This window comes from Muricoccus radiodurans (assembly GCF_050154705.1).
Classification (GTDB): domain Bacteria; phylum Pseudomonadota; class Alphaproteobacteria; order Acetobacterales; family Acetobacteraceae; genus Roseomonas; species Roseomonas radiodurans.
In genome coordinates this window covers 3392140-3409904 of sequence record NZ_CP189561.1, presented here as the reverse complement: position 1 = coordinate 3409904, position 17765 = coordinate 3392140, and the positions used below count along the sequence as shown (strand labels likewise).

At 69.7% G+C, this 17765-nt stretch carries 17 protein-coding genes; 7 read left to right on the top strand and 10 right to left on the bottom strand.

The features are described 5' to 3' along the window. Positions 1-200: 200 nt before the first annotated feature. Both ACP6CK_RS16355 and ACP6CK_RS16350 read right to left on the bottom strand, forming a co-directional pair. Positions 201-1418, bottom strand: a complete 1218-nt coding sequence (locus tag ACP6CK_RS16355) for an amidohydrolase (protein WP_426954358.1) — start codon at positions 1416-1418, stop codon at positions 201-203. Positions 1419-1711: 293 nt separating this feature from the next. Beyond that, the gene (locus tag ACP6CK_RS16350) at positions 1712-2254 is read right to left on the bottom strand and encodes a hypothetical protein (protein WP_426954357.1); all 543 of its coding nucleotides are present in this window, start codon (positions 2252-2254) and stop codon (positions 1712-1714) included. Positions 2255-2416: 162 nt separating this feature from the next. Here ACP6CK_RS16350 and ACP6CK_RS16345 point away from each other — a divergent pair, with 162 nt between their 5' ends. Genes ACP6CK_RS16345 through ACP6CK_RS16335 form a run of 3 tightly spaced genes read left to right on the top strand, consistent with a single transcriptional unit; the run spans position 2417 to position 5369 of the window. Continuing rightward, positions 2417-3652: an MFS transporter gene (locus ACP6CK_RS16345; protein ID WP_426954356.1), complete on the top strand. Its 1236-nt coding sequence runs from the start codon at positions 2417-2419 to the stop codon at positions 3650-3652. 20 nt (positions 3653-3672) lie between these two features. Then, entirely contained in the window at positions 3673-4560 is an 888-nt protein-coding gene (locus ACP6CK_RS16340; protein ID WP_426954355.1) for a PhzF family phenazine biosynthesis protein, read from the top strand. Between the two features lie 20 nt (positions 4561-4580). Beyond that, on the top strand, positions 4581-5369 hold the full coding sequence (locus ACP6CK_RS16335) for an enoyl-CoA hydratase-related protein (RefSeq protein ID WP_426954354.1): 789 nt from the start codon (positions 4581-4583) through the stop codon (positions 5367-5369). A 79-nt stretch (positions 5370-5448) separates the two neighbouring features. Here the strand turns inward: ACP6CK_RS16335 and ACP6CK_RS16330 are convergent, their stop codons facing one another. From ACP6CK_RS16330 to ACP6CK_RS16320, 3 genes are all read right to left on the bottom strand, one after another. Next, positions 5449-6474, bottom strand: a complete 1026-nt coding sequence (locus ACP6CK_RS16330) for a DUF2332 domain-containing protein (RefSeq protein ID WP_426954353.1) — start codon at positions 6472-6474, stop codon at positions 5449-5451. A 49-nt stretch (positions 6475-6523) separates the two neighbouring features. Then, the gene (locus tag ACP6CK_RS16325; RefSeq protein WP_426959926.1) at positions 6524-6814 is read right to left on the bottom strand and encodes a cupin domain-containing protein; all 291 of its coding nucleotides are present in this window, start codon (positions 6812-6814) and stop codon (positions 6524-6526) included. Between the two features lie 331 nt (positions 6815-7145). Continuing rightward, on the bottom strand, positions 7146-7394 hold the full coding sequence (locus tag ACP6CK_RS16320; protein WP_426954352.1) for a DUF1127 domain-containing protein: 249 nt from the start codon (positions 7392-7394) through the stop codon (positions 7146-7148). 163 nt (positions 7395-7557) lie between these two features. Here ACP6CK_RS16320 and ACP6CK_RS16315 point away from each other — a divergent pair, with 163 nt between their 5' ends. Next, entirely contained in the window at positions 7558-8550 is a 993-nt protein-coding gene (locus tag ACP6CK_RS16315; RefSeq protein WP_426954351.1) for a LysR substrate-binding domain-containing protein, read from the top strand. A gap of 763 nt (positions 8551-9313) precedes the next feature. Beyond that, entirely contained in the window at positions 9314-10069 is a 756-nt protein-coding gene (locus ACP6CK_RS16310) for a transglycosylase SLT domain-containing protein (protein WP_426954350.1), read from the top strand. Between the two features lie 452 nt (positions 10070-10521). On the opposite strand, the gene ACP6CK_RS16305 is transcribed toward ACP6CK_RS16310, so the two are convergent. From ACP6CK_RS16305 to ACP6CK_RS16290, 4 genes are all read right to left on the bottom strand, one after another. Next, entirely contained in the window at positions 10522-11040 is a 519-nt protein-coding gene (locus ACP6CK_RS16305; RefSeq protein WP_426954349.1) for a hypothetical protein, read from the bottom strand. 716 nt (positions 11041-11756) lie between these two features. Next, entirely contained in the window at positions 11757-12653 is an 897-nt protein-coding gene (locus ACP6CK_RS16300) for an SMP-30/gluconolactonase/LRE family protein (RefSeq protein WP_426954348.1), read from the bottom strand. A gap of 3 nt (positions 12654-12656) precedes the next feature. After that, complete coding sequence (locus ACP6CK_RS16295) at positions 12657-13649, bottom strand: Bug family tripartite tricarboxylate transporter substrate binding protein (RefSeq protein ID WP_426954347.1); 993 nt, start codon at positions 13647-13649, stop codon at positions 12657-12659. A gap of 32 nt (positions 13650-13681) precedes the next feature. Next, positions 13682-14653, bottom strand: coding sequence for a Bug family tripartite tricarboxylate transporter substrate binding protein (locus ACP6CK_RS16290; RefSeq protein ID WP_426954346.1), 972 nt, complete (start codon positions 14651-14653; stop codon positions 13682-13684). A gap of 171 nt (positions 14654-14824) precedes the next feature. Between ACP6CK_RS16290 and ACP6CK_RS16285 the strand changes: the two genes are divergently transcribed. Next, complete coding sequence (locus tag ACP6CK_RS16285) at positions 14825-16216, top strand: SDR family oxidoreductase (protein ID WP_426954345.1); 1392 nt, start codon at positions 14825-14827, stop codon at positions 16214-16216. Next, positions 16213-16956: a carboxymuconolactone decarboxylase family protein gene (locus ACP6CK_RS16280; RefSeq protein WP_426954344.1), complete on the top strand. Its 744-nt coding sequence runs from the start codon at positions 16213-16215 to the stop codon at positions 16954-16956. The genes ACP6CK_RS16285 and ACP6CK_RS16280 overlap by 4 nt, the downstream gene beginning before the upstream one ends. Here the strand turns inward: ACP6CK_RS16280 and ACP6CK_RS16275 are convergent, their stop codons facing one another. Continuing rightward, a complete protein-coding gene (locus ACP6CK_RS16275; RefSeq protein WP_426954343.1) occupies positions 16957-17727 on the bottom strand; it encodes an SDR family NAD(P)-dependent oxidoreductase in 771 nt (256 codons plus the stop codon). It abuts the gene before it with no gap. Positions 17728-17765: the final 38 nt, after the last annotated feature.

Here is a 17765-nt window from a genome sequence, read left to right as displayed (position 1 = left end):
CGGGAACCACCGTGACCGACCAGATCGTTGGGACCATCACGGAATCAGACCGTATCTTCTAGCCCGACTATGCCGGCCTCGAGCGGATGATCGTTCGAGGCCGGAGATCAAGACAATGTTGAGATGGGCCCGCAGTCGTCCCATGACGGCTCTTGCACCCGCTTCCACTCATGCACGCCGCTGCAAGTCGCCTGCTGAGCTTACTGTTCCAGCCACCGACCGCCCGATGCGAGTGGCCTCCCGGTGTGGAAGACCCATCCCCGGGGTGGATGCCGCCCGATCGCGTCCGGAATATTCTCGGCCGGCACAGAGAAGAAGGTTGCGGGATGACCCGGTGCAATCCCGTACTCCTCGATCCCGAGCGCCGCCGCCCCGTCCGAGGAAGCCATCGCAAAGAGCTCGAGCAGCAGGGGATCGTGCCGCACGTCCTCACGCCAGCCGATGACACAGGCGCGCTCGAGCATATCGGCGTTTCCGTAAGGGCTCCAGGTGTCGCGCACGTCGTCGTTGCCGCAGAACACCCGCACGCCGGCGCGCCGCAACAGCATCAAGGGCGGTAGGGTCGCTCCTCCGGCACCGTGCGTGGCAAGGGACACGCCGGCTTCCGCCATCGCCCCGGCGGCCCGGCGCTGCTTCGACTCCGAGACGCCGCCCAGACAGAAGCCATGGCTGACGGTCACCTTGCCGGCCATGCCATGCGCCCGGGTTCGGGCGCAGATCTCCTGAAGGCTGAAGAGCCCCATGTCGCCCGGCTCGTGGAGGTGAATATCCAGGCCGACGCCGCGACGCTCGGCCACGCCGAAGATACCATCGAGCTGCCCCTTGGGGTCCCGGTCCACCTCGCAGGGGTCAATGCCCCCAACAAGATCCGCACCGGCCAGGACGGCCGCGTTCAGCAGGTCCAGCATGCGGGGACCGCCCATCTGCATCACCCCGGCCTGGGGAAAGGCAACGACCTGCACCGTCACGGCATGGGCATGGGCATCCCGGGCTTCCAGCACCCCTTCAAGCGCGGAGAGGCCATAGGCGGGAACCACATCCGCATGGGTGCGGACATGCGCCGTGCCGTTCGCGACGCAGCGGCGCAGGAGTTCTCCCGCGCGGGCTGCCGTGCCGAGCGGCAGGGAGGGAAGCAGTCGCTGATCGTTCTCGATGCGGCTGCGCCGGACCGGCTCCGCGGCATGCGGGATCCAGGGTAGGCCGAAGAGCGTCTTATCGAGGTGCATGTGGCCATCGACCAGGCCGGGCAGCACGAGATCTCCGCCGAGGTCCATCACGCTCGCCGCCGGTGGCGCCGAGCGATCAGCCGAGAGGATGTCCGCGATGCGTCCGTCGCGAACAAGGATGCGCCTTCCGGGGGGACCGTTGTCTGCAAGTTGCAGGTTGTGCAGCAACAGATCGCATGGCTGGTCCGTCATCGCGCCTCAGTCGCCCGTCTCTCCACCGATCACGACGTTCGCACGGGAGAACGTTGGAAGAAAGGCTATAGGGAACCGCTAGAGCGTCACGCGGCAAGCTGCACCGATAGCGGCGGTATCGGTTGTCTTCACAGCAGTCGTGTGCCGGCCACGTGTGCCGCTTTCTGACGGACGCGATTGTCGCTTCGGCCAGCATGCGCAGGGCCACAAGCCAAGTCTGAGGTGCAAGCCAGAATCCAATTCCGCCCGACGTGTTCGGAGCACGAATTTGACGATGCCCGGCCGTGTCAGCTTCAAGGATCCCTGCCGGCTGCCCGAATCTTCTCCAGATCGAGTAGCCCCTTGGCTCCCCAACCCTGCACATCCGCGGGCACTTCGGGCCGGAACTCCTTGTAGAGTCGAAAGCCGACCCGGTTGAGCTCGTCGGGCTCGTATCGGTCAGCGAGGGCTTCCATCGCCTTCCTGACCTCCGACAGCCTCTTCCCGAAGGCCTTGGTGACATAGGCCAGCACCGGCGGCGCGGGAGCGGGCATCCCGCCGCCCTCTGCCAGCACCGCGCCGCCGTCATCTCGTGTCAGCGGAATTCGCCGGCCGAGAAGCAAGGCCTTGTTCCCGGCGCTGGCCGAGGCCGCATCCACGCGCTCCTCCGCCGCATTGCCCTCTTCGACCAAACCCAGCCGGCGGGCCTTGGCGCGCGCCGCCGTACCCGCGACCGCGCTCGCCAGGCTGAGCGCGGTCTCCGGCGGATATCCCTGGCGCTCGGCCACCACGGCGGCCCATAGCGTCAGGACAGGCGCGCGATTGACCTTGATCGTGCTCGGCGGGGCCTTGGTCATGTGCGGATCGTAGCACCTGCCGTTGAGCCGCGCCTCTCCCTGACGTCTCTGACGGCGAGTGCGGTCCCTGCATGAGCCAGTTTCAGGTCAGATGAGCAGAAGTCGGTTCCTCCCCGGACGAAGGCCGTTCAGCCTCGGCCCCACCACCAGGGAGCAGGGCGCGTGACGGCGGGGACGGACGACACCGGGCTGTGGCGCATCGTGGCGGTCGCGGCCTCGATGATGGCGGTATCCATGGGGCTGCGCCAATGCTTCGGGCTCTTCCTCGCGCCGAGTGTGGCGGATCTCGGCGCCTCCGCGGGGGCCTTTGGTTTCGCCGTGGCGCTCCACAACCTCGTCTGGGGCGTGTCGCAGCCCTTCGTCGGTTCCCTGGGCGACCGGTTCGGCCCGCGGCCCGTCCTCCTCGCCTGTGGCCTGCTCTACTTCGTCGGGCTGCTGTTGTTCGCCGTCTCGCGCGATCCGCTGGTGGGCCTCGACCTCGGGCTCGGCGTGCTGACCGGGCTGGGGATCGCGGGCACTGGCTTCGGGGTGTTGCTCGGGGCGGTCTCGCGCGCCGCACCGCCTGAGCGCCGCGGAGTCCTTCTCGGGCTCGTCTCGGGCATCGGGTCGACCGGCGTCCTTCTGCTCGCCCCGCTCGGCGAGGGGCTGATCGCGTCTGCGGGCTGGCGGACCGCCGCCCTGGCCTTCGTGGGGATCTGCGGTGCGATGGTCGCACTCTCCGCGCTGATCGGCGGACATGCGTCGCCGGCCGTATCGGCGCCTGCGGGCCTAACCCGGGAAGGAACGAGCGAGGCGTTGCGCGCGGCGTTGTCGCATCCCGGCTTCGTCGCGATGTCCGTTGCCTTCTTCGCCTGCGGCTTCCAGTTGATGTTCATCACGACGCACCTGCCGCGCTTCCTCGGCCTCTGTGGGCTCTCTCCGGCCCTCGGTGCGCAGGCGCTCGGCGTCATCGGCGTCTGCAATGCCGTGGGGTCCTACGCCTTCGGGTTGCTCGGGCAGCGCCACAGCCCGAAGCGCCTGCTTGCGGGCATCTACGTGATCCGCACCGCGGCGATCGTCACCTATCTCGCGGTTCCGGTGTCTGAGGGAAGCACGCTGCTCTTCGCCGCGGTCATGGGCGCCACCTGGCTCGGGGTGGTGCCCCTGGTTTCCGCCCTGATCGGCCGGCTCTTCGGTCTCGCGCATTTCGGCCTGCTCTTCGGGATCGCCTTCCTCGGCCACCAGCTCGGGGGTTTCATGGGGGCTTGGATGGGCGGGCTCGTCCTGGACGCGACCGGGCGCTACGACGCGGCGTGGTGGGCCCTGGTCGGCGTCGGCACCGCAGCGGCGCTCCTGCAGGGACCGATGGACGACCGTCCGCGCCCGGCTTCCACGAACCCGCGCGGCGCGGCGGCCTGATCGACGAGGAGGGAACATGCATGCGCGGACATATGGACTTGCTAGTGGAGCGGATCGCGGCTTTTTCTGACGGCGCGCTGGGCGGCAACCCCGCAGGCGTCGCGATCCTTGATGCGCTGCCCGATGCGGCCGTCATGCAGGCCGCCGCCGCCGAGGTGGGCTACTCCGAGACCGCCTTTGCCGCCCCGGAGGGGAGCGCCTGGCGCGTGCGCTACTTCGCCCCATCGGTCGAGGTGGATTTCTGCGGACACGCGACGATCGCCCTCGGCGCGGCCCTCGCCCGTCGCTTCGGCGACAACGCCTTCGCCCTTCGCCTCAACCGGGCCGACATCGTCGTCCAGGGCTGGGCGGGCGAGGCGGGGACGCGTGCCGCGCTTGTTTCACCGCCTACGTGGAGCCAACCGGCCGGTGACCGGCTCGCCGCGACGGCGCTGGACCTCTTTGCCCTCTCCCCGGAGGACCTGGATCCCCGCATACCGCCGGCCCTCGCCCATGCCGGCGCCGACCACCTCGTGCTCGCTCTACACGACCGGGCACGGCTGGCGGCCATTCGCTATGAGCTGGAGCGGGGCCGTGCCCTCGCGGCCGCGGAGGGCATCACCACCTTCAGCCTCATTCATGCCGAGGCACCGCGGCGCTTCCACGCGCGCAACCCATTCCCGATCGGGGGCGTGTACGAGGACCCTGCGACCGGCGCGGCCGCCGCGGCGCTCGGCGGGTATCTCCGCGACCTCGGCTGGCCGCACGGGGGCTCCATCGAGATCGTCCAGGGCGAGGACATGGGCGCGCGCTCGCGCCTGATGGTCGAGATCGGCCCGGTCGCGGGGGAGGGCGTGCGCGTCCTGGGCGATGCCCGCAGCCTGGCTGGGCCGGACGCAGCGCCGGCGGGCCCTGGCGGGCGCGGATGATCCCTGAGGGAGATGAGAGCATGCCGGAACCGCTGTTGTGCGAGGTCGCGGACGCGGTCGCGCTGCTGACGCTGAACCGGCCGGACAGCCTGAACGCGCTGAGCAACGACCTGATCGCCGCCATCACCGGCGCGCTCGACCGCTTCGAGCTCGATCCCGACGTGCGCGCGATCGTGGTGACGGGCGCGGGGCGCGCCTTCAGCGCCGGCGCGGACATCAAGGGGTTCCAAGGCCCCATGCGGGCGGGCCCGGCGGACGCGGTCGTCCACTTCATGCGGCCCGGCCACCGAATGACCCGGCGCGTCGAGGCCTATCCGAAGCCGATCATCGCGGCCGTCAACGGGCTGGCTTTCGGCGGCGGGTGCGAGCTGGTGGAAGCGACCCATATCGCGCTCGCGGCCGAGGATGCGGCCTTCTCCAAGGCGGAGGTGAATATCGGCATCATTCCCACCTTCGGTGGTACGCAGCGGCTGCCCCGCAACGTCGGCCGGAAGGCGGCGCTGGAGCTCATCCTCACCGGACGGGTGTTCGGCGCCGCCGAGGCTGCGCGCCTCGGCCTCGTGAACCGCGTGGTGCCCGCGGCGGATCTCCTCGACGAGGCGATCACCCTCGCGCGGGAGCTCTCCGGGAAGCCGCCCCTGACGCTCGCCGCGGCCCTGGCCGCCGTGCACCGGGGCATGGATGCGGCGATCGACGATGGGCTGGCGATCGAGGAGGCCGCCTTCGCCCACATCGTGCCGACCCACGACGCTCAGGAGGGTGTCGCGGCCTTCGTCGAGAAGCGGCCGCCCCGGTTCCTTGGGCGCTAGGCGATGCTCGTCTCAGGCTTCCCCGCCGCCCTCCGCCCATCCGGAGTCCCCTGCCGCCTTCTCCGCCCCCTCGCCGTCATCAACCAGGGCGCCTCCAACCTCGGCCCTCGTGCATCGCGTCGTCTCCTTCGATCCAGTCGAGCGACGCCCCATGCGGGTCAGCCCAGGCGACGGGATCGCCGTTAAGCGAGAGGAGGAAGGCACCGGGCTTCGGCGGTCGCGGCGCCGTGCACGCGATCTCCGGGAACACGCCGGGTGCCTCGTAGCTGATCCAGGTGCTGCACAGGGAGGCCACGCGTTCGGCGAAGGCGCGCCGGGCGTCGGGACCGGCGACATAGGCCAGAGTGGCGTTGTGGAAAACCACGGTGGTTGCGCCGCACGGCACCTCGCACACGAGGGCAGGCAGCGCGTCCCCCAGTAGATCACCCGCGACGATGCGGGGCCGCGCCGAAGCCGCCACCGCGAGCGCGACCCGGATCCGGGCGAGCCGCGCCTCCTGCCCCGGCCAGACAAGGGTTTCGAGCCATTCCGCGTCCGCGGGATCGGACGGGTCGAGGGGATGGAGATCCAGCCCGGCCCGCCAGACGATCTGCGGCAGCGACCCGGGGATAGGCACCGTTTCCCCGAGCTGGCACGGAAAGATCGGGTATGCGCCATAATCCGCCTCTGGCCGTAGGGTCACCGCGCCGTAGTCGTAGCCGTAGCGGTCGGGAAGCAGGCAGAGTCCGGCGGCGGCGCCGATCTCGATCAGCGCCAGCGGCTCGGGCAGCCGCGCGAAGATGGGCAGGAGCGCGGCGCAGCGGCCCGGCTCATTCGTCTGCGTCGCGCGGAAGAGCATGACGGAGCGGACGGCCTCGGCATTCTCCAGGAGGATCGTGCGCAGGGCTGCCATGGTCTCGGGCGGTCCGAACAGGTGGCGGACGGCGGCCAGAAGGAGGTTGGGCTGACGCTTCGCCTCGGGAAGCGACAGGACGAAGCGCAGCACTGCCTCGTCCCCGGCGATCCCGCGTGCCAGCGTTTCGTAGAGCGGCGACCGGCCTGCGGCTTCCTCATCCGCAAAGCGCCGGTACCGCTCCGCGATGGTCGAGAGGTCCTCGATGCTCATCCGCGCCTCCCCCGGCGCGCGGTGGTGGTCTGATGTATGGGGCCGCGCCTCACCAAGGCTTGCCATCCTTCCGCGTGAAATTCCACTGGCCATCCGGCCCAAGCACGGCCCGAAGGTCGTCATCCCGGTAGCTTCCCGTGTCTCCCGCTGTGCGGTCTCCGATCTCCGGGATGACGCAGTCGCGGTCCGTCCGGTTCTCCAGGTGATGCGCTGTCCCGCCCGCCAGGAAGCCCGCGACCATGCCGGGGCGGAGGCGTGCCTCGCCACGGTCGGTGTGAAGGGGGGGCTCACCCTCGGGAACGTAGATGAACTCGTCCTGCCGCGAGTGGACGTGGTGCAGCGCGGAGCAGGCCCGCCGAGGCGAGCGTCGTCAAATTCACGCCGAAGTTTGGCAGGCCGAAGAGTTCGCCGAGGGGGCACTTGACGAGGCCGACCACGCGGGCCGCGAAGATCAGGGATAGCTGCTCGACCTCGCCCTTGGCGGAGCCTCCGCGGCAGGGACCGCCGCGAAGGGAGCATCCTTGGTGCTGTCTTCATCGGCCCTGCCGATCTGGCCCGTGTGGATGCGGGCCCAACCCGGGTGCCGCGGTGGGAACGGCGAGGTGCGCCGATCCCTGGAGCCACCGGCCGCTCGGTTGGCATATCACAGTGATCCGCCCGTGCGGCCTGGGTCACATGCGCCAGAACGGCTTCCGCGCTTCGATCAGAACGTCGTACCTGGAAACGTTGAAATCCCGCAGCTCTCGTGGGGTGAGCGCCTCGAGTTCGCGGCGCTCCCGGCACCGGGCGAACCAGCTTCTGACGAGCCCGACCACTGGCAGGCGCCAGAATTCGCGTCCTCTGGCGAGGCTGGCCGACCCGTCGGTCGGGGTTGCGCACGGAGAGGGTGTCACGATGGAAGAGGGTGGCCATGATTTCATGGAGGGCGTCCCGATGCTCGGCGGAAAGCCTGCAGCGGGACGGCGCCCAGGTGGATCGAGTTCTCCTCAGCAAAGATGAGGCGCGCTCCCCTCGGGGCTGCCATGCTCAACGAATTGGAGACACGGGCTCGCGGCTTCGGCTTCCTTGTCATCGAAGAGTGCCATGGCCCACGACCTTCCTCCCCTCTCGTCCCTGCGCGCCTTCGAGGCTGCGGGGCGCCTCGGCAGCCTCGTCGAGGCCGCGAAGGAACTCGGGGTCACGGCCAGTGCGGTGAGCCACGGTATCCGGGCACTCGAGGACCGCCTGGGCGTGGCGCTCTTCGCGCGGAACGCCCGCAAGCTCGTTCTCACGCCCGCGGGAGCGGACCTCCTCGGGGAAGCAACCCCGGCGTTCGAGGGGCTCTCGCGCGCCATGAATCGCTTGCGGCGCGGCCGGAGCCGCGCCGGATTGCGTGTGAGTGCCGCGCCCACCTTCGCCGCCCGGTGGCTCCTGCCGCGCCTGCCGCAGCTTCGCCGTCGTCATCCCGGCCTTTCCGTCTCCATCACGACGGAACATGCGTGGGTGGAACTCGGGGACGGCCGGTTCGACATGGCCATCCGCATGTCGCGCGAACCGGTGGGGCCGGGCGAGTGGCATCGCCTCGTGCCCGTCCGGCTCGTACCGGTCGGCCCCGTCTCCGTCACGGGCATCCCGGTTCAGGAAGCACTCCGCCGACTGGCACCCATCCACGTGACGCCGGCCAGCGAGGACTGGGCGGCCTGGGCGGCGGCACAGGATGTGCCCTCGCCGGATGGCGCGACCGGGCTGCACTTCGATACCATCCACATGGCCACCGACGCCGCGGCACAAGGGTTGGGCATCGCCCTCGCGCGATTGCCGACCTGTGCCGCCGACCTGGCATCCGGCCGCCTGGCCATTCTCGGAAAGCCCGTCGAGGGGAACACCTCGTACTGGCTGGTCACGCGCCCAGGGGCGCTTCGTCAGGCGGAGGGGCGTCTGTTTGCCGCCTGGCTCGGCGAGGAACTCCGCCGGGAGCCATCGCCTGCCGCAGCTCCCTCACAGGTGAAAACCGTCGCGCTGCCCGGGCGGATTCAACCTGTCCGAGACCTTCGCCGCGCACCCCGGCGCCGAGCTGCCCCTCCCTGCTCCGCATGAGGCCGCTCTCAGTGATCGCGGGACCATCGCTTCGAGGGCCGCGTCGCGATGCGCGGGAGTTGGTGCCGGCGAAGGGCGCTACAGCATCCCGTCAACCAATCTTCCCGCAAACAAGGTGGCCAAGCCTGCGTCTCCTTGATCTCCTCGGCAGGAACGGCGAACAGACCCCGATCGAGGAGGATTAGGTCGGCCGACAAGCCTGGCCGAAGATAACTTGTGAGGTTCCCGCGCCTGAGAGCGCGGCCGGGGCGCTGGTGAACAACGGTAGGGCCGCGTCCGGTAAGATGCTGTCATCCGCGTTGTCTGCTCCGGGATGGACGCAGCTCGGGTCGCGCCGCGCACCATATTCGCCGTGGCATTGGCAGCGGTGAAGCCCGTGATGCCGAGGCGATGAAGCGCGGCGATGCCGTGCCACGGCTAGCCCTTCCGCCTCCGTCAGCGGTGGGACTGCGTTCTCCAGGGTCCAGGCCGCGGCCTCGTAGAGCAGGCCGGCCGGCTCATCGGACCGAAGGACCTCGACCTTGCGGTGTCAGGAAAACTTACAGGAGGCGCCACCGACCAGAGAGGGCCTCAGCTAGCGCCCTGATAAATCTACCGGTCTCTCCTTGGCGCAAAGCTTGCTGCCTGAAGGGCGGCGAAACACTCGCGCTTCACTCGCTTCGAAGGATGCCAAGTGAATGAAACATACACTCTGCATCCAATCAGCGCTGGAAGCCACCGAGGTTCCAGGTTGAGGGGCCACCGCGCTGTACTAGCAGCGTCGGTGCTGCTGGTGCCGAGCTTCGAAGCCGCGTCGCAGCCAGCGCCGCCTTTGCTCGGTCCTGGTAACCTCTGCCTGACCGCAATCGAGGCCGCCGAACGGGGCAGCGGCATACCGGCGCAATTGCTGCGCAGCATCGCTCTCGTCGAGAGTGGGCGGGTCGATCCGATCAGCGGCCGCCGGGTGCCTTGGCCGTGGACGATCAATGCCGCAGGAGCGGGCTATTACTTCGAGAACAAGGATGAAGCCATTGCTGCCGTCCGTCGATTCCAGGCGAGCGGGATCCGTTCGATTGACGTTGGCTGTGCTCAGGTCAACCTCCAGCATCATCCCACCGCGTTTCCATCCTTGGACGCGGCGTTCGATCCGCAAATCAATGTCACTTACGCGGCGCGCTTCCTGAATGCGCTGTATCAAACCACGGGAAGCTGGCCCGGAGCAGCGGCCGGTTACCACTCAATGGCACGCGGGATCGGCAGCGCCTATGCGGAGAGAGTCCTGGCGATCTGGCCGGGAAGGTCTCAGTATGGGGTCCTCCCCGCGGCCTCTCGAGGGCCGAATCCCGTTGGTGACTACAGCAATCTGACCCCCGCTTTCGCCCGGATTGCCCGCCGCATCGATGAAGACAGGGCGCTTCAGACCCGCACCGTGGCGTTGCGCGCGCCAGTCTGGATCAACCGGCCACCGGCCCCGATACCCGTGCTGCCGCCTGGGTCACGACGGTTCGCTCAGCGTGGGCAACAGGTGAGGCCAGGTTAGGGAGGATGGGGCGCATGTCGTTCAGGTGACCAGAGTCCAGTTCACTTGCTTCCGGCAACTCGGCGCGTCGAGCACCTGCCACCTGCATGGCCAGTTCGTCTGGGAGGTCCGGATAAGACCTGATGGAAGATGGGGGCCGTCTGGACTGAGTCGGAGAACCTGAAGTTGCGAGGTCCAGACGCACGCTGCCCGGTGTTGCTCGAGGCAATGGCTCAGGCGTTCCTGTATGCGGATCTCTCGGCTGGGAGACAGGGTCCCTCAGCCATGGAGAAGCGGCCCGGGAGCGGGCTGACCGGGGTACTTCGGCGCGTTGGCGCGGCCAACGCAGATCGCGCCGGATGTAGGGAAAGCTTTCATGGACAGGAGACAGTCTCAAGGCAAGACCGGTCAAGATTGATGATGCCGCTGTGGGGAGGTTGGGAGTGGCAAAGCACGGCACTGGCCTGAAGAGGTCAGCGGTTCGCAAGGCCGCGGGAGGCACGTTCACGGCGTATCTCGTCAGCGCGGCGACCAATTTCGTCACGCATTCCTTGGAGCCCAGCGCGGGTCTGGCGCGAGGGGGTCGGGAACTGTGTGGGCGAAGTGAAGGTGTCGGGGTTGCGTGCGTCGTAGACCAGGACGGCATCGAGGGTCCGAATGAGGGCCGGGATATCGCCGAAAGCCCATTCATTGGCCGGGCGGCCGACGGACTCAGAGAGCGAGGCGAAGAGGGCGCGGTCCTGGTCGGGCGGTAGGTTCGGGCGGGCGGCGAGGTGCGTCCGGAAACGGAGCTGTCCGAGGTAGAAAAGGAAGACGGCGTCGGACCTCTGACCGGAAGAGAAGAGTTCCGCGGCGGCGCGGTAATAGGCGGCGGGGTGCTGCCCGCTCAAGGCATCAGCGCGCGGCACGGGATCGGCGCGCGAGGGCCGCCCAGTGGCGGTGAGGGCAGCAAGGGATGCGAGGAGGGCGATGCGGCGTGGGAGGGCGGGCATGACGGTGGGATGCGCCATTGCGAGGGCGCATTTCAATGATCGTGTCGTCTCGTCCGTCACGTGGGCCTGATGAGACACACCGCGCCTCGGGGCTCGTACGACCTGCACCAAGTGGCAGAAGTCGGACAAATCTGATGCTCATCCCCATCCGGCGTCGGTAGGAGCAGAAGGTGATTAAGCCAGCGGGGCTGCCGCGATCTACGGTCGTGCCGACATCGACCCATGGTGATCCGGCGCGGCTGAACGCGCTGCCCGAGGAGTTTCGTGAGCGCAGTGTCGGAGGTCATCTTGAGTGGCGCGGCTAACCCGAATGCGGGCTGACCATCAAGCCACAAGGCCAAGGACCCGTTAGCCGCGCTTACCGTATCCCAGCGCATGGTGTCGGAGCGCTGGTTCATGGCGAGTTGGACCGCCGGGCCAGGCGGAGACGGCGCCTGGCCTGACCTGGCCAGTGTCGCTGACGGCAGCGACGGTTCCCGGGGTCATGGAGCGGGAGCGCTGGGCCGGCTGGAGGACCGATCGGACCTGCTCGACCCCCTGTTACTGACCGGCCAAGGAGGCGAGTGGGCCGAGTGGGTCCTGGGCCGGGCTGACGAGGTCCGGCGGCCAGAACCGGGCAGCAGGCGCCAGCCTCCGACGAAGATGCCGCCAAGCCGGGACTTCCGATGGGCTGCGTCGTGGTAGATCAGCGAGGCACCCCCGCCTCAGGCGGACAGCTACCCCGAGAGTGTGCAGCGCGGCTCCGCCAACCCGCGAACGCCAAGATGCTCGACCGCAAAGAGGCCACCAGCATCCTCGTGCACATCCTCGAAGCGCACGCTCTTCGAAATGGATGTCACGTACAGGACGTCGAGAGCGGGGCCACCGAAAGCAAGGCTGGTCGGATAGCGCACAGGAAACTCGAGTTGAAAGACGATGCGGCCGGCGGGATCAAAGCGGGCAATAGTCCCTGTGCGGACCAGCGCCGACCACACATGGCCGTCGGCATCGACTGTCGCGCCGTCGGGCGCTGTACCAAGCGGTCGCAGGTCCGCGAAGAGACGCTTGTTATGGGGCGTGCCGGAGGTGGTGTCGTAGTCGAAGGCCCAGATGGTCTGCCTGGAACTATCCGCAAAATAGAAGGTGCGGCCATCGGGGCTGAAGCAGGGCCCGTTCGCCGTGGCAATGTCGTGGACCAGAGGCGTCACCGTGCCCTCCGGGTTGAGGCGGAAGAGGCCGCCGACCACCGGCTCCTCCTCGCCACGATGGAGGTGCATGGTGCCGGCCAGGAAGCGGCCCTGCCGATCGGTCTTGCCGTCATTCAGCCGAACGTTCGGGTGGTTCAGGCCCAGCGACGCGAAGGGCGTGGTCCGCCCCGTCTCGAAGTCGTGGCGATGGAATCCGTCCTGCAGCGCGAGGATCGCGCCGCCCGAGCGGCAGAGCGACATCGACCCGATCGGCGCGGGCACCGTGTAGTCCTGTCGCGCCCCGCTGACGGGGTCCAGTCGGTGGATGACGCCGGCGAGGGAGTCGATCCAGAACAGGCACGCGGTCTCGGCGTCCCAGATCGGGCCTTCCCCCAGGCGATCCTTCGTCGTGCCCACGCGGGTGATGCGGATGTCGGCGGGACGCATGGCTCAGTCCAGCCGCAGGTCGATGGACCGGATCAGGGCGCCCCAGGTCTCGCGCTCGCTCTCGATCATCCCGCGGAACGCCTCGGGCGCGTTGCCCTGCAGCTCGGCGCCCTGGGCGGCGAACTGGCGCGTCAGCTCGGGGGCGTTCTGGGCGCGGTGGATGGCGTCGATCTGCCGCGCCAGGACGGACCGCGGCGTGCCCTTCGGCGCGAAGATCCCGTACCAGTAGGACATGGCGATGTTGCCGTAGCCCTGCTCCGCCAGCGGCCGCACGTTCGGCAGCATCGGGCAGGGATGGTCGGCGGTGATGCCGAGCGCCTTCAGACGGCCGGTGTTCACCATCTCCGCATGCGCCGGCACGCCGTCGAAGGCAAGCTTGATGTCACCGTTCATGAGCAGCTGCTGCATGCCGAGTGACCCGCCATAGGAGATGTCATTCATCCGGATGCCGGTGACCTGCTTCATCCGCTCCCCGCAGAGATGCCCGATCGCGCCGCGGTTCGCCCCGTAGTGGATGGGGTCGCGCTGGGCACCGGCCCATTGCAGGAGCTCCGGGATGGTGTTCGCGGGCACGTCCTTGTTGATGTAGAGCACCATGTGCGCCCGCATGGCCATGGTCATCGCCTCGAACTGGTCCAGGCGCACGGAGGGGCGGGCATAGAGGTTCGGCAGCGTCGCGAAGGTCGAGGAGGAGGTGAGCAGGAGCGTCTCCCCATCCGGCCGGGACTGCGCGACATGCGCCGAGGCGATCACCGTGTTCGCGCCGGGGCGGTTGTCCACCACCACGGGCTGATCGAGGATCGGCTGCATCGCCGCGCCCAGGCGGCGCGCCAGGATGTCGGGCTCGCTGCCCGCGGCGAAGGGCACCACGATGCGGATCGGGCGCCCCTGCGCGGCTGCGCGGCCGGCGAGGCCCAGTACGAATGGCGCGGCCAGCAGGCCACGCCGTCCGAGGTGGCTCGCTTTCGTGGACGCATCGGGAATGCGGCACTCCATCACGGATCCCTCCCAAGTCTCTGATCTGGTTTTTAGTCCAGCCGAATGCCCAGGGCGCCGATGAGACGTCCCCAGGCCGCGAACTCGGCCCGGTTCATCTCGGTGAAGGTGGCGATGTCCTGGGTCTCGATCGTGGCGCCCTGCGCCTCCGCGCGCGCGAGCAGCGCCGGGTCGGCCATGGCGGCGACCGCCGCCCCGTGCAGCCGCGCGAGCACCGGCGCGGGCAGGCCGGCCGGTCCGTAGAGCCCGTACCAGTAGGGCATGCCGAGTTCCGGGAAGCCCTGTTCGGCGAAGGTGGGGATGTCCGCGAGCACGCCGATTCGCTGCGCCCCCGCCGTCCCGAGCGCCTTCAGCCGGCCGTCCCGCAGGAGGCCGAGATAGGGGCCGACGCTGTCGAAGGCGAGGTCGATGTCGCCCCGCAGCAGCCCCTGCTGCATCTCGACCGTGGTGCGGTAGGCGATGTCAGTCATCTCCAGCCCGGCCTGGACGCGGAACTGCTCGGCCGAGAGATGCGTGCCGTTGCCCCGGCCGGTGCTGCCGAAGCGCAGCGGCTCCCGGGCCGTGCGGGCCTTCGCGATCAGGTCGCGCAGGTCCGCGAAGCCGCGGGCCGGGTTGGTGTAGAGCAGGATGCGGCCGCGCATCAGCAGGGTGATGGGCTGGAACTGCTCGGCCCGGTAGGGCGTGCGGCCGAAGAGATGCGGGTTGGCGGCGAAGACCGTGGAGCCGGCGAAGAGCAGCGTGTAGCCGTCTGGACGCGCGTGCGACACGGCCTCCGCACCGATCATGCTGGAACCGCCGACCCGGTTCTCGACGACCACCGGCTGGCCGAGCGGCGCCGCCATGCCCTGGGCGAGTTGCCGCCCCAGCGTATCCGGCTCGCTGCCCGGACCGTAGGGCATGATCAGGCGGACGGGGCGGTCGGGGAAGGCTTGGGCGCGGGCCCCGATCGGGGCGAGGAGCGCCGCGGCGGTCGCGACGGCCGCGCGGCGGGTGAGGGCGGGCATGGCGGGCTCCCTGTCGTCCGTCGGCCGCTTCCCGGGCCTGGCGTTATGCCGCGGTGATAGGTCAGGACTGACCGGTCGGTCAACGCGGAGATTACTCCCGATCTGGCGGTGGACCGTTGAGACGAACCCTGCCATCGTGCCGACCAACCGGTCAGCGGCCCCGGCGGAATAGTGAAGGAGGGAACAATCCTGGCCAGTCATTCCTCGACGGGTGAGGTTGTCCTCGTCACCGGTGCCGCGGCCGGGATTGGCTGGGCCACCGCGCGCGCCTTTGCCGCCGCGGGCCGCACGGTTCTCTTGGCCGATATCGACGGCGCGCGCGCCGCGGATCGCGCCGTACAACTTGGCGGGCCCCATGAGGGGATCGCGGTGGACATGGCCGATGCCGCCGCGGTCGCCGCCCTGATCGCCGGCATCGGGGCGCGGCACGGGCGCCTGGACGTGCTGGTGAACAATGCCGGCCGGATCGACGGCGGCACGCCCGTGGTGGACCAGTCGCTGGACGGGTTCCGCAGCCTCATCGCGCTCAACCTGGGCGGCGTCGAGGCCGCCGCGCTGAACGCCTTCGAGCTGATGCGGCGGCAGGGCGGCGGGGTCATCGTGAACGTGGCGTCCGGCGCTGCGCTGCGAGCCATCCCGCTGCGCAACGGCTACAGCGCCTCCAAGGCGGGGGTGGTGGCGTTGACGCGCAACCACGCCCTCGCCTTCGCGCGGGACGGGGTGCGGGTGAACGCGATCGCGCCGGGCTACACGCGCACGGAGCTCGTGGACCGCCTGATCGCGGAGGAGCGCGTCGATGCGGCGAAGGCCGCGCGGCGCATCCCGCTCGGCCGCATGGGCGAGCCGGAGGAGATCGCCGCCGCCATCCTTCACCTCGCCTCCCCTGATGCGGGATACATGACGGGCGCGCTGCTGGTGGCGGACGGCGCCTCGCATGCCTATGGCGGGAGCGAGGACGCGAACCTGGTGCGTGGCGCCCGGCCGGCCGCGCCGCCGCCGGGCGCCCCGGTGATCGCCGTCGGGCCCGGGCCGGTGGGCGGGGCGCTCGCCGCCCGGCTCGCGGCGCGGGGTGCGGTCGCGGTGCCGGCCGGCGAGGGGCTGGACCGGCTGCCGCGGCTGGACGGCCTGTTGAACACCGACCCGCGGCCGGACGAGGCCGGGCATCTGGAGCGCATCTTTCTCGGGGCGCAGGCGGCCGGGCGGGTGATGCTGCGGCAGGGATACGGCGCGGTCGTGAACCTGACCTCCGCGCTCGGCCAGGTCGGGCTGCCGGAGCAGGGCGTGTCGGGGCCGGAGGCCGCGGCGGTCGGGATGCTGACGCGCACCATGGCCTGCGAGTGGGGGGCGAGCGGCATCCGGGTGAACTGCCTGGCCGCGGGCCTCATGGGACCGGACAGCGCCCGCTGGCTTCCCCGCATCCCGCTGCGCCGCCTGGCCGAGCCGGCGGAGATCGCGGCCGTGGCGGATTTTCTGCTGTCGCCGGCGGCGGGCTTCGTGTCCGGCAGCGTCGTTCCCGTGGATGGCGGCCTCGGCGCCAATGGTGGAATGGACATCAGCGCATGACCGACCTGACCCCCGAGCAGGAAGCGATGAAGGCCGCCTACATCCAGGCGCGCGGCTACTGGAAGCCGTGGACGGAGGGGCTGCTGCGGCTGAGCCCCAACTTCCTCAACGCCTATGCGCGCTATGCCGGCCACCCCGCGGCCAGCGGTCCCCTGTCGCCCGTGATGTGCGAGCTGATCTATGTCGCGCTGGACGGGTCCGGCACGCATCTCTTCCTGTCCGGCCTGACGCTTCACATGCGGCTGGCGTTGGAGTGTGGCGCGACGCCGTTGCAGGTGATGGAGGTCCTGCACCTCGCCACCATGCAGGGGCTGGACGGCGTGGCCATGGGGCTTGAGGTCCTGGTGGAGGAGCTGGAAGCCGCCGGCCAGCCGCTGCCTCCGCAGGCCCCGGAGCACCGCGCGTTGCGCGAGGCCTACGAGGCGCGGTTCGGCGACTGGCCCGACTTCTGCGACCGCATGCTGCGGCTCGATCCCGCCTATTTCGCGGTGATGCTGGACTTGCTGCTCTGCCGGGAGGCGGGAGAGGGGCTGGACGAGCGGTCCCGCGCGCTGATCTCGGTGGCGCTGGCGGCGTGCTTCACCGAACTGGACCGCAACGCGACGCGGCTGCACATCCGCCGTGCGATCCGCCTGGGCGCGACGCGGGAGGAGTTGCTGCAGGTGCTGCAGATGACGGCGCATCTCGGCGTGCACGCCTGCTCGGTCGGCGTGCCCGCCCTGATGGCGGTGACGGGCTGATCAGATGTTGGTCGTGGTGATGCCGCCATCCACGGCCAGCACTTGGCCGGTGACGAAGCTCGCCTGATCCGTCGCGAGGAATCCGATCGCCTTGGCGATGTCCTCCACGGTTCCGAGGCGCCCGAGCGGCGTGCGGGCGATGCGCTTCCTGTCCTTCTCCTCCGTGCGGTGCTTCGCCGTGCCCTCGGTCGGGACGGCGGAGGGCGCGATGGCGTTTACCCGGATGCCCTGAGCACCCAGGTCGGCGGCCGCGGCGCGGGTGAGGCCCATCACCCCCGCCTTGATGCCGCTGTAGACGATGGAGGACGGCGTGGCGCGCAGCCCCGCCGTGGAGGCGACGTTGATGATGGAGCCGCCACGGGCCGGGTCCATCACCTCGGCGGCGGCCTGGATGCCCCAGATCACCGATTTGAAGCCGACCTCCAACATGCGGTCCACGGTGTCCGGCGCGATGTCCGGCACGGCCTGGTAGCGCACCCAGGCCGCGTTGTTCACCAGGATGTCGAACCGGCCGGCGCGTTCGGCGAGGCCCAGCACGGCCTCCCGCATCGCGTCGCGGGACGCGACGTTGCGGGCGATGCCGATGGCGCGGCCGCCGGCGGCCTCGATCTCCGCGACGGTGGCGTCCACCAGCTCCTGCTTCAGGTCGTTCACGCCGACCACGGCGCCCATCGCCGCGAGCCGACGGGCGGTGGCGCGGCCGATGCCGGCGCCTGCCCCCGTCACCAGGGCCACGCGGTCCGTCAGCAATCCGGCCATGGGCTGTTCCACGTCGCGTCTCCTCCTAGAGTCATTGTCCGAAGAGTCGG